The 11,821-nt window shown below is 72.7% G+C and carries 10 protein-coding genes; 6 read left to right on the top strand and 4 right to left on the bottom strand.

The window, feature by feature from the left end; genetic code table 11:
* Positions 1–1,945, top strand: a 1,945-nt coding sequence (locus ABD161_RS12745) for an FtsK/SpoIIIE domain-containing protein (RefSeq protein WP_344003529.1), incomplete at its 5' end; no start/stop codon positions are given.
* Positions 1,946–2,050: 105 nt separating this feature from the next.
* Positions 2,051–4,765, top strand: a complete 2,715-nt coding sequence (locus ABD161_RS12740) for a cation-translocating P-type ATPase (RefSeq protein ID WP_344003526.1) — start codon at positions 2,051–2,053, stop codon at positions 4,763–4,765.
* Here ABD161_RS12740 and ABD161_RS12735 read toward each other — a convergent pair.
* On the bottom strand, positions 4,762–5,139 hold the full coding sequence (locus tag ABD161_RS12735) for a DUF4406 domain-containing protein (protein WP_344003523.1): 378 nt from the start codon (positions 5,137–5,139) through the stop codon (positions 4,762–4,764). The two genes, ABD161_RS12740 and ABD161_RS12735, sit on opposite strands and share 4 nt — an antisense overlap.
* Before the next feature lie 47 nt (positions 5,140–5,186).
* Here ABD161_RS12735 and ABD161_RS12730 point away from each other — a divergent pair, with 47 nt between their 5' ends.
* On the top strand, positions 5,187–5,942 hold the full coding sequence (locus tag ABD161_RS12730; RefSeq protein ID WP_344003520.1) for a DeoR/GlpR family DNA-binding transcription regulator: 756 nt from the start codon (positions 5,187–5,189) through the stop codon (positions 5,940–5,942).
* A 4-nt stretch (positions 5,943–5,946) separates the two neighbouring features.
* On the opposite strand, the gene ABD161_RS12725 is transcribed toward ABD161_RS12730, so the two are convergent.
* On the bottom strand, positions 5,947–6,639 hold the full coding sequence (locus ABD161_RS12725; RefSeq protein ID WP_344003516.1) for a nucleotidyltransferase domain-containing protein: 693 nt from the start codon (positions 6,637–6,639) through the stop codon (positions 5,947–5,949).
* A 38-nt stretch (positions 6,640–6,677) separates the two neighbouring features.
* Positions 6,678–7,667: an asparaginase gene (locus ABD161_RS12720; protein ID WP_344003513.1), complete on the bottom strand. Its 990-nt coding sequence runs from the start codon at positions 7,665–7,667 to the stop codon at positions 6,678–6,680.
* A gap of 56 nt (positions 7,668–7,723) precedes the next feature.
* On the opposite strand from ABD161_RS12720, the gene ABD161_RS12715 reads away from it, so the two are divergent.
* Positions 7,724–8,194 carry an OsmC family protein gene (locus tag ABD161_RS12715; protein ID WP_135113851.1) on the top strand — a complete coding sequence of 157 codons (471 nt, stop codon included), beginning with the start codon at positions 7,724–7,726 and terminating at the stop codon, positions 8,192–8,194.
* A 431-nt stretch (positions 8,195–8,625) separates the two neighbouring features.
* On the opposite strand, the gene ABD161_RS12710 is transcribed toward ABD161_RS12715, so the two are convergent.
* On the bottom strand, positions 8,626–9,414 hold the full coding sequence (locus tag ABD161_RS12710; protein ID WP_344003508.1) for a lysophospholipid acyltransferase family protein: 789 nt from the start codon (positions 9,412–9,414) through the stop codon (positions 8,626–8,628).
* A 132-nt stretch (positions 9,415–9,546) separates the two neighbouring features.
* Here ABD161_RS12710 and ABD161_RS12705 point away from each other — a divergent pair, with 132 nt between their 5' ends.
* Positions 9,547–10,500, top strand: a complete 954-nt coding sequence (locus ABD161_RS12705; protein WP_344003505.1) for an FKBP-type peptidyl-prolyl cis-trans isomerase — start codon at positions 9,547–9,549, stop codon at positions 10,498–10,500.
* On the top strand, positions 10,497–11,591 hold the full coding sequence (gene dxr / locus ABD161_RS12700; RefSeq protein ID WP_344003503.1) for a 1-deoxy-D-xylulose-5-phosphate reductoisomerase: 1,095 nt from the start codon (positions 10,497–10,499) through the stop codon (positions 11,589–11,591). Before ABD161_RS12705 ends, dxr begins: the two co-directional genes overlap by 4 nt.
* Positions 11,592–11,821: the final 230 nt, after the last annotated feature.

Here is an 11,821-nt window from a genome sequence, read left to right as displayed (position 1 = left end):
GGACATCGCGGTCGAGGCGCTGTCGGCGGCGCAGGCCGGCGCCGTGGCGCGGCGCCTCGCCGAGCGGGGAGCCGCGGCCATCGGGCCGCTCCGGCACGACGGCGGGACCGTCGCGCTCGCCGACGTGCTGACGGCCGGGTCGGCGGAGGCCGAGTCGCTCGGTGCGCTGGGGGCCGTTGTGGGCGTGGAGGGCGGCGAGCGGGCGACGATCGATCTTGTGGCCGACGGCCCCCACGCGGTGGTCGTCGGGATGACCGGCAGCGGCAAGAGCGAACTGCTCGTGACCTTGGTCACCTCGCTCGCCGCGACGCTGCCGCCCGAACGGGTGCAGTTCCTGCTCGCCGACTTCAAGGGCGGCACCGCGTTCGCCCCGCTTGCCGCGCTCCCGCACGTGGCCGGGGTGATCACCGACCTCGACGACGGCGGTGCCCGCCGCGCCGTCGAGAGCCTGCGGGCAGAGCTGCGCTCGCGCGAGGCCGCGCTTGCCGCCGCCGGGGCGCGAGACGTCTCCGACCCCCGCGCCGACCTGCCGCGACTTGTGATCGTCGTCGACGAGTTCGCCGCCCTGCTGCAGGAGCATCCGGATCTCCACGCGCTCTTCACCGACGTCGCCGCCCGCGGGCGGGCGCTCGGCATGCACCTCGTGCTGGGCACCCAGCGCGCCGGCGGTGTGCTGCGTGACGCCCTGGTCGCGAACTGCCCGCTGCGGATCGGGCTGCGGATGTCCGAGCCCGCCGAGAGCCGCGCGCTGCTCGGCTCCGACGACGCGGCGACGCTGCCGGGCGGCGCCGAGGGACGCGGGCTCGCCTGGATTCGGCGGGCCGGGGATGCGCGGGCGCGCCTCACGCGCATCGCACTGTCGGCCCCGAGCGACGTGGCAGCCGGGGTCGAGCGCTTCGCCGGGCGGCCGACGCGGCCCGGGCCCTGGCTGCCGCCGCTGCCGCGGCGGCTCACCGCCGACGACGCCGTCGCGCTGGTGGGGGAGCCGCCGGAGGGCGCCATCCTGCTCGGCGTCGCGGACGAGCCGGCCCACCAGCGGCAGTCTCCGGTGCTGCTGAGGCCGGGCATCGATCGCGGGCTCGTGGTGGTCGGCGGCGGCGGCACGGGGCGCTCGTCACTCGCGGGGCTCGTCGCCGCCGCACGGCCGGGGGCGGTCGTGGTGCCGCGCGATGCGGAGGGCGCATGGGACGCCCTCGAGATGATCGAGCGGGTGCGGCCCGAGCTGGTCGTGATCGACGACGTCGACGCGGTGCTCGCACGCTTCCCCGTGGAGCACTCCCAGGCCGCCGCCGAGCGGATCGAGGCGGTCGTGCGCGACGCCGGCGAGAGCGGCACGACCATCGTGCTCACCGCGGCGCGGTTGACCGGCGGGGTGTCGCGCTTCGCCGACCTCCTGCCCCGGCGCGCGCTGCTCGCCGTCCCCAGCCGCGCCGAGCACTCCGCCGCGGGCGGTGACGGGGCGTCCTTCGACCCCCGCCGTCCGCCGGGTCGTGCGATGCTTGACGGCCTCGAGGTGCAGTTCATCCACGCGGCGCCACCTCCTGCGCCTGAGCCGCGGGATCCCGCGCGCTGGCAGCCGGAGGCGCCCGTCACCGCGATGGTGCTGCGCGCCGCCCGCCGCCGCGGCGAGCAGCTCACGGCGGCGTGGCCCGGTGACGTGCGCGTGATGGTGATCGACGACATCCCTCCCGGCACGCGACTCGGCGCCCTCGACCGCGCCGGGGAACGGCTCGTCCTGGTCGGCGACGGCGACGCCTGGCAGCGCCAATGGGCGCTGCTGCAGGAGCTCAAGGCCTCGGCGCCGCTCGTCGTCGGCGCCGACTGCGCGGCCGAGCTGCGCACGATCGCGGGGGAGCGCGAGCTGCCGCCGTACGCGCGCACGCGGGCATCCCGGGCCTGGCTCGTCCGCGACGGGCTCGCCCCCGAGCGCATCGTCCTGCCGTGATCCCCGCCGCGCGGTTGACACCGTCGCCGCCGCCTGGTCAGGATGACGAGGGACAGCACGCGCAGCAGCGGTCGGCGCACGGCCCTGTCGGGAGGGCGAGGCGCAATGACCACGGGCGACGACGGGACGGGCACGCTGAGCGAGCAGGACGGCGAACTGCGGCCATGGTCCCGGTCCGCCGAGGACGTGCTCGACCGCCTCGACAGCAGCGCCGCGGGCCTCACGGAGGACGAGGCGCGCCGGCGTGCGGCGGAGCACGGGCCCAACCTGCTGCCCGAGGCGAAGCGCAAGCCGGCGATCCTCCGGTTCCTGTCGCACTTCAACGACACGCTCATCTACATCCTGCTCGGCGCGGCCGCGATCAAGGCCGTGATGGCCGACTGGCTCGACTTCTGGGTGATCATGGCCGTCGCCATCATCAACGCGGTCATCGGCTACGTGCAGGAGGGCCGTGCCGAGAAGGCGCTCGCGGGTATCCGCGGCATGCTCTCCTCGACCGCGCAGGTCCGCCGCGACGGCGCATGGCGCGTGGTGCCCGCGGCAGAGCTCGTCCCCGGCGACGTCGTGCGCATCGCCCCGGGTGACAAGGTCCCGGCCGACATGCGCCTGTTCACCTCGACGCAGCTGCGCGTCGACGAGGCGGCGCTCACGGGCGAGTCGGTGCCGGCGTCGAAGGGCGTCGAAGCGGTGCCGGCGGATGCGGGGGTCGGCGACCGCCGGTCGATGGTCTTCTCCGGCACGATCGTCGCGGCCGGACAGGCGCGCGGCGTCGTCGCCGGCACGGGAGCGGGCACCGAGATCGGCAAGATCCAGGCGCTCGTCGGCGAGGCCGGATCCCTGGACACCCCGCTGGCAAAGCAGCTCGGCGACTTCGGCCGCGTGCTCACGCTCGTCATCCTCGGCATGGCGGCCGTCATGCTGCTCATCGGCCGCTTCGTGCACGAGATGGAATTCGGCGGCCTCATCTCCGCGACGATCGGATTCGCCGTGGCGGCGATCCCAGAGGGGCTACCGGCACTCGTCACCATCACGCTCGCGATCGGCGTGCAGCAGATGGCACGGCGCAAGGCGATCACCCGCAAGCTGCCCGCGGTCGAGGCGCTCGGATCCGTCACCACGGTCTGCTCGGACAAGACTGGCACCCTGACCACCAACGAGATGACGGTGCGCCGCATCGTCACGGGCGTCGCGTCATACGAGGTCGAGGGGCTCGGCTACACGCCCGAGGGCTTCATCGCCCCGGCGGTGGACGGACGGGCGCCGACGGGAGAGGACGTCACCGCGCTGCTCACGGTCGCGTCGCTCTGCAACGACGCCCACCTGGTGCCCAAGGGCGAGCACTGGCAGCTCGTCGGCGAACCGACCGAGGGCGCCCTGAAGGTCGTGGCGATCAAGGGCGGCTTCCAGAGCGCGGGGCACACGCGCCTCGCCGTGCTGCCGTTCGACTCGGCGAACAAGCTGATGGCGACCGTGAACGCCGACGCCGACGGCGCTCGGGTGCTGCTCGTGAAGGGAGCCCCCGACCGGCTGCTCGATCGCTCGAGGCGCCAGCTCGGCGCATCCGGCCCTGAGGCCCTCGACCTCGCCCACTGGCAGGGGGTGATCGACGCGCTCAGTGCCGAGGGCCTGCGGGTCCTCGCGGCAGCGCGGCAGACCGCCCCCGCGCTCGAGCAGGCCCCGGGCCTCGACGACCTGTGGGGGCTCGAGTTCCTCGGCGTGTTCGGCATCGTGGATCCGCCGCGCCCCGAGGTGATCGCCGCCATCGCCGACTGCCACACGGCAGGCATCCGCGTGAAGATGATCACGGGAGACCACGCCGGCACCGCCGCCGCCATCGCGCGCGAGGTCGGCATCGTCCGGGACGGCGACGCCCGCGTGCTGACGGGCGCCGACCTCGAGGCGATGAGCCAGGAGCAGCTGACGGCGGTCGTGCGCGACGTCGACGTGTACGCGCGGACCAGCCCCGAGCACAAGATCCGCATCGTGCGCGCCCTGCAGACCCACGGCGAGGTCGTCGCGATGACCGGCGACGGCGTCAACGACGCCCCCGCCCTCACCCGGGCGAACGTCGGCATCGCGATGGGGATCAAGGGAACGGAGGCGACGAAGGAGGCCGCCGAGATCGTCCTCGCCGACGACAACTTCGCGACCATCCGCTCGGCGATCCGCGAGGGGCGGCGGATCTACGACAACCTCCGCAAGTCGATCGTGTTCCTGCTGCCGACGAACGGCGCGCAGTCCCTCGTGATCCTCGTCGCGGTCCTCTTCGGGCTGGCGCTGCCGCTGAGTCCGGTGCAGGTGCTCTGGGTCAACATGATCACGGCGATCACGCTGTCGCTCGCCCTCGCCTACGAGCCGGCGGAGCGCGGCATCATGGAGCGCCCGCCGCGCAAGCCCGGGGGATCGATCATCTCGCTGCGGGAGCTGGCGTTCGTGCTGATCGCGTCGCTCCTCATCGGCGGCGTCGCGCTCGCCGTGTTCTACGGGGCCCTGGCTCGCGGGCACGAGCTCGACGTCGCCCGCACCGAGACCGTGCTCATGCTGGCGCTCGGGCAGCTCGCGTTCCTCTTCAACTGCCGGATCCTGTCGCACTCGAGCCTGAGCATCGACGCGCTGCGCGGCAATCCGGCGGTGTGGTGGTCGGCGATCGCGCTCATCGCGCTGCAGCTGTTCTACACCTACGTGCCGTTCATGAACGGCCTGTTCGAGTCCGCGCCGCTCTCGCCGGCCGACTGGCTGCTGCCTCTCGTGTTCGCTGTGGCGCTGTTCCTGATCCTCGAGGGCGTGAAGGCCCTCTGGCGGCGGCTGCCGGAGCGTTAAGCCGCGGCGGGCCGCCCCGGCACCTCGTCGATTGAGAAGTACACCGGGATGCCCCGGTCCCGGGCGATCGCGACATCCTGATCTGCCCCGCGCGACTCGCCGGGAAGGCGCAGCACCGCGTCGCAGTGCTGAAGCAGCCGCTCGGCGGTCGGGTACATCACCTCCGCCGCGAGGGGATCGGAAGGCCCGGTTGCGCCGGCGCTCGACCGCACGGGCAGCGCCACCCACTCGCCGATCATCGGGATGTGTCCCGCCTGGAAGACCGGCCAGGCGGCCTCCTCGAGGCGGCGCAGGTTCCGCGCCATGAGGGCGGGATCTCCGTCGGTCCCGGATGCGTACGGGCCGGCGATCAGGATGAGCATCGGTTTTGTCATGTGCGGTACGATAGCGCATGAACGTGCAAGAGTCGGAAGGAACGTGAATGCTCGCCGCCGCGCGCAAAGACCTGCTGCTTGAGCGACTCCGCCGCGACGGCCGCATCGTCGCGAAGGAGATCGCCGCGGAACTCGGGCTGTCCGAGGACAGCATCCGCCGTGACCTGCGGGAACTTGATGCCGCGGGCCTCGCCGTCCGCGTGTACGGCGGCGCGCTGCCCGCCTCTCCCGCCGTGGCCGACTACGCGACGCGCACCGCGGTCGCGCCCGACAGCAAGCGCCGCGTCGCCGCGGCGGCGGTGGCGCTCATCGAGCCGGGGGCGACCGTCATCCTCGACGGCGGAACGACGGCCCTCGCCCTCGTGGAGGCGCTTCCGCGCACTCATCCGTGCACGATCGTGACGCACAGCCCCACCGTCGCCTCCGCGCTCCTTGACCACGCCGCCGATGTCTTCCTCATCGGGGGACAGCTCTTCAAGCACTCCGCCGTCGCGTGCGGAGCGGCAGCGGTCGAGGCAGCGAGCCGGATCAGCGCCGACCTGTTCTTCCTCGGCGTGACCGGCGTGCACCCGACCGCCGCGCTGACGACCGGCGATCCGGACGAGGCCGCGATGAAGCGCGCGCTCGCCGCCCGCGCGGTCGACACGTACGTGCTCGCGAGCGACGAGAAGCTCGGCGCCGCCTCGCGCTTCCGTGTGCTCGGGCTCGACGAGGTGTCCGGAATCGTCGCGGACGCCGACCCTGAGGCCCCGATCCTCCGGGACCTCGCCGCCGCGGGGGCCGCGCTCGTTCCGGTCCGCTGACGGATCAGCGGACGAACCCCGCGTGCAGCCGGCCGCCCAGCGCCTCGAGCTCGGCCTCCGCCGCGGCGAGGAACTTCGCGGTGTCGCCTTCGAGAAGCGGATCGGTCAGTCGCGCCGTGCGATCCGGATCCCAGGCGCGCAGATACCGCGGCAGATGCTTGCCCGTCGCCAGCCACCGGCCGGCGTCGAGCAGCAGCAGCTGACCGAGCCGTTCGAACAGCAGCGCCGCGAGGAGGTGCCGCTCCAGCGGGTCGGTCGCATCGCGCAGGTCGCCGAGCACGTCGGTCACGATGTAGCGGCGCATTTCCCGCTCGTGAGGTTCCACCTGCGGGCCGGCATCCCGCACCGGGCTCCAGCGCGCCCGCAGCGACTCGAGCAGCGGGCCCGTTTGCACGGGGATTCCGTCGATCAGCATGTTGAGCAGCAGCGGCCGGTGCTCGGCGAGCCCCCGTTCCACCCAGCGGGTGAAGGCGTCCGGCGTGTAGGCGAAGACCTCGAACACCTCGTCGTCGAACTCGTAGGTCGCCGCGCGGCTGTCCTCATCCGGCCCGAACATCTCCGCGGGGCCGATCACGAGCAGGTCGACGTCGCTCGTGGGCGTGCGCTCGCCGCGCGCCGTGCTGCCCGCGAGCACCACGGCCTCGGCCTGCGGGTACTTCCGGTCGACGAACCGGCGGGCGATCTCGGCGTGATCCATGGATCGACCCTAGGGCGCCCGCGGGGCGGAGCGCGGGATCAGACGGTCGCGCGGATCAGGCCGACCTCGCGGCCGCCGCCCTGCACCCAGAAGAGCGGGTGGGCGGCGAAATCCGCGACCTCGCCGACCGGCACGGCGCCGGCGTTCGCCAGCAGCTGCAGGGCGACGAGCGGGGCTGCGCGCAGCGAGCCGTCGAGCGTCTTCAGCGCGACCGTCGTCCCGTCGGGGGCGACCATGATCTGCACGCCCTCCGCGCCGAGCTTCGAGAACACACCGAAGCGCTCGATCGCCAGGGTGTCCGACCGGCCGGGGCCGTCGACCGTCCAGGGGTTATCGCGCACCGCGCGCACGAGGGCGCCGGCGCTGCGGTGAAGGGCGAACGGCGACCGCTCCGACGAGGTGCCGAGGCGGTGGATGCCGCGGGCGAGCGCGCTCAGCGTCATCGCGTGGACCGGAGCACCGCATCCGTCGACGACCGTGGCGGCGATCTTCTCGCCCGTCAGGCGCTCGACGACCTCCCGGATGTGCACCTGCAGCGGGTGGGCCGAATCCAGGTAGCCGGACACATCCCATCCGGTCGCGACGCACGCGGTCAGCATGGCGGCGTGCTTGCCGGAGCAGTTGTGCCGGATGGCGGCCGGCTCGAGGTGCTCGCGCACCATCGCGTCCCGCGTGGCGGTGTCGCTCGGCCAGCTGGCGGGGCAGCCGAGGTGGTCCTCGGTGAGGCCGGCGGCCGAGAGCATCTCGCGGACGACGGCGGCGTGGCGGTCGGTGCCGGCGTGGCTCGCGGTAGCGAGGGCGAGCTGCTCGCCCTGTAGGGCGGCGCCGGCCGTGACGACGGCGACGGCCTGGAGGGGCTTCAGCGAGGAACGGGGAAGGATGAGCGCATCCGGGTCTCCGAGGCGCGCGACCACGTCGCCGGTCGGCGCGAGGACGAGTGCCGACCCGCCGTGGCGCGACTCCACGAACCCACCCCGCTCGACGACCGCGAGCTCCGCCGCATCCTGCACGCTGAAAGTCTGTGACACGTCCTCCAGCCTAACGACGGGGGCCGACCCCACCGTCCGGGTGGGAGACTGGCGCTATGCACGGAGAGCACCGCTATGCCCTGACCGCGACGTGGACCGGAAACCTCGGCACCGGCACCTCCGGCTACCGCGACTACTCACGCGACGTGACGCTCGAGGTGAGCGGCAAGCCCGCGCTGCTCGCGTCGTCGGACAAGCCGTTCCGGGGAGATCCGGAGCGCTGGAACCCCGAGGATCTGCTCGTGGCCGCGCTGTCCGAATGCCACCTGCTGTCGTACCTCCACGCGTGCGTGCAGGCGGGGGTCGTCGTGACGTCCTACACCGATGAGGCGACGGGCCTCCTGCGGGAGGACGGCAAGGGGAGCGCCCAGTTCGAGGAGGTCGTGCTGCACCCGCGCGTCACCGTCGCGGACGCGTCGATGGTCGAGGCCGCCGAAGCCGCGCACAAGACGGCGCACGACTGGTGCTTCATCGCCCGCTCGGTGAACTTCCCCGTGCTCCACGAACCCACGGTCACGGTCGGCTGACCCGCGAGGCATCCCGTGTGTGCGGGGCGGTCATCTCGACTCGCAAGCTCGCGCGATAACCGGGGCGGTCGCGCGATGGCCGCGGATCGGGGCTGCGTCACCACCGGTTGCTGAGCGAGCGCCGGCGAGCCGAAGCGACCGGCACGAGGCATCGCGTCTGTGCAGGTCGGTCATCTCGACTCGCAAGCTCGCTCGATAACCGGGGTGGTCGCGCGATGGCCGCGCGGGGCTGCGTCACCACCGGTTGCTGAGCGAGCGTCAGCGAGCCGAAGCGACCGGCGCGAGGCATGCCGTGTGTGCGGGGCGGTCATCTCGACTCGCAAGCTCGCTCGATAACCGGGGCGGTCGCTTGATGGCCGCGGATCGGGGCTGCGTCACCACCGGTTGCTGAGCGAGCGCCGGCGAGCCGAAGCGACCGGCACGGGTGAGGATCAGCGCCGCTCGTGCGGAAGCGCGCGCCGGATCTTCTCGATCGGCGACTGCGCGGGAGCCTCGTTGTAGGCGTCGGCGAGCTCCTGCTCCGAGAGGGCGTGGATGGCGGCCATGATCTCGTCGGTGGCCGTGCGGCGGGCCTTGCCCGAGCTGGCCGGGCCGTGGTGCGACAGGTCGAGAGGCTCCCCGAAGCGGATGGTCACGCGCTCGCGCAGCGAAGGGAACTTGGCGCCGACGGGCATGACCTTGTCGGTGCCGATCAGGCCGACGGGCACGACCGGGGCGCCGGTCTGCAGGGCGAGGAAGGCGACGCCGGTGCGGCCCTTGTAGAGGCGGCCGTCGAGCGAGCGCGTCCCCTCGGGGTACAGCGCGACGGCCGCGCCGGTCTCGAGGATCTGACGCTGCTGGTCGAGCGCGTCGAGCGCGGCCTGGCCGGCGCCGCGGCGCACGGGGATCGCTCCGGCGGCGGTGAACAGCGTCTTCGAGATCCAGCCCTTGAAGCCGGTTCCCTCGAAGTACGACGACTTAGCGAGGAAGTGGACGGGGCGCGGTGCCACGGCCACCGGGATCGCGATGGAGTCTATGAACGACAGGTGGTTGCTGGCGAAGATCACGCGCCCCTCGCGGGGGATGTTCGACTTCCCCTCGACGCGGGGCCGGTAGATCGCCCGGGCGAGCGGGGCGAGGGCACGGCGGCCGAGGGTATAGAACCAGCTGGGATTGGTCGGAACGTCACCGGCGCCCGGCGTCTCGTCGGGTTCCGGGGCCACGGCGTCCGCAGAGGTCATCATCCGAGGTTATCGCGGGATCCATGCCGACCGGGGAATGACCGCCGGGGAGCGCTCGCCGGGGATGCTCAGGACGTTCGTCAGGCTCATGCGGCAGGATGGGACGAACCCCACAACGATCGAGGTATCTCCGTGCGTCTTCGTCCTGCTGTCGTCCTGTCCGCCCTCGCGCTGAGCGCTCTCGCGCTCGCCGGCTGCTCGGGCGAGCCGGCCCCGGAGGCGACTCCGAGCGCTTCCGCACCCGCCGAGGGACTCTGCGGTGCGGCCCTCCCGGATGGCGAGGAGACCCAGGCCCTGAACATCGCGGGCGAGCCAGGGGCGTCGCCCGAGGTGGAGTTCGAGGCGCCGCTGGACATCGCCCCGCCGCTGCGCACCGTCGTGGCCGAGGGTGAGGGCGAGCCGCTCGAAGAGGGCCAGTGGGTCGAGTACAGCATGACGATCCTGGACGCGGCCACCGGCGACGTCACCTGGGTCGGCGGCTACGAGGGACGTATGGTGCCCACTCACGTCGGTGCGGCCAACGTGTGGGGCCAGATGCTCGGCTGCGCGCCGGTCGGATCGCGCGTCGCAGTCCTCGTACCCGGGAGCGCCCAGTCCGCCGCTGAGGTCTACGTGATCGACGTGAACAAGGTCGTCACCGACGTCCCGATGCGCGCGTGGGGCGAGGACCAGGCGCCCGTCGACGGCCAGCCCACCGTGGAGCTCGCCGAGGACGGCGCCCCGACCATCACGCTGCCGGACACCGAGCCGCCGGCCGAGACCGTGGTCACGACCCTGAAGAAGGGCGACGGCGCGGTCGTCGCGTCAGGGGAGAAGGTGCTGGCGCAGTACACGGGCGTCAAGTGGTCGGACGGATCCGTCTTCGACTCCAGCTGGGAGCGCAACGAGCCCGCGCCGTTCAACACGCAGGGCGTCGTCGCCGGCTTCACCAAGGCGCTCGAGGGCCAGACCGTGGGCTCGCAGGTGCTCGTCACGATGCCGCCCGCCGACGGCTACGGCGCGGCGCCCGGCCACGAGCTCGAGAAGGAGACGCTGACCTTCGTCGTGGACATCCTCGACACGGGCAAGGACATGGTCCAGCCGTGACCCCACGTCGCGTCGTCATCCTGGGATCGACTGGATCCATCGGCACCCAGGCCCTCGACGTGATCCGGGCGAACCCGGAGCGGTTCGAGGTCGTGGGCCTGTCGGCGGGGTCGAACGCCGAGGCGATGGCCGCGCAGGCCGCCGAGTTCGGCGTCGCGGACACGGCGCTCGGCGCGGTGGACGCGGAGCGGCTCGTGCGCTCGGTCGACGCGGACGTCGTGGTCAACGGCATCACCGGATCGGTCGGGCTCGGCCCGACCCTCGCCGCGCTCGAGACGGGGCGGACGCTGGCGCTCGCGAACAAGGAGTCGCTGATCGTCGGCGGCGAACTGGTGAAGCGCCTTGCGCGGCCGGGGCAGATCGTGCCTGTCGACTCGGAGCACTCCGCCCTCGCGCAGGCGCTGCGTTCGGGCACCGCCGATGAGGTGCGCCGGCTGGTGCTCACGGCCTCGGGTGGCCCGTTCCGCGGCCGTTCCCGCGAGTCGCTCGAGGCCGTCACCCCGGCCGAGGCGCTCGCGCACCCGACGTGGGACATGGGTCGCGTCGTCACGACGAACTCGGCGACGCTCGTGAACAAGGGCCTCGAGGTCATCGAGGCGCATCTGCTGTTCGACGTGCCGTATGACCGGATCGACGTGGTCGTGCATCCGCAGTCGATCGTCCACTCGATGGTCGAGTTCGTCGACGGTTCCACGATCGCGCAGGCGTCGCCGCCCGACATGCGGCTGCCGATCTCGCTCGGCCTCGACTGGCCGCACCGCGTGGCGGGCGTCGGCGCTCCGCTCGATTGGACGACGGCCTCGGCGTGGACTTTCGAGCCGCTCGACGAGGCCGCGTTCCCGGCGGTGTCGCTGGCGAAGCAGGTCGGACAGGCAGGACGCACGTATCCCGGCGTCTACAACGCGGCGAACGAGCAGGCCGTGGACGCCTTCCACGAGGGCCGGCTGCCCTTCCTCGGCATCGTCGACACGGTCCGCCGCGTGGTCGACGCGCACGACGCCCCGGCCGAGCTCACCCGCGAATCCCTCGCGGACGCGGAAGCCTGGGCCCGCCGCGAGGCGGACGCTCTTATCTCCCGCTCTGCGGAGTAGCGCAGCGCGCGTGCGCGATCGTGAGCGCCGACGCTTCGCCCCGGCGCTCACGATCGCGGGCTGTCGCTATCGCTCCATCCGTCGACGGGGGTCGCGTTTCCGAGGTGGTCGGCAGTCGCTTCGCTCCACGCTCGCTTCGCTCGCAGGAGGCCACCACCGGTTGTCGTGTGATGTATCAGGACTTCGGTGACGATTCTGCATCAGGACATCGGTGACAGTTGGTGCATCAG

The organism is Microbacterium paludicola (assembly GCF_039529675.1).
Classification (GTDB): domain Bacteria; phylum Actinomycetota; class Actinomycetes; order Actinomycetales; family Microbacteriaceae; genus Microbacterium; species Microbacterium paludicola.
Note: the sequence above shows the minus strand (reverse complement) of the source record. Positions and strands in the feature narration are given on the sequence as shown.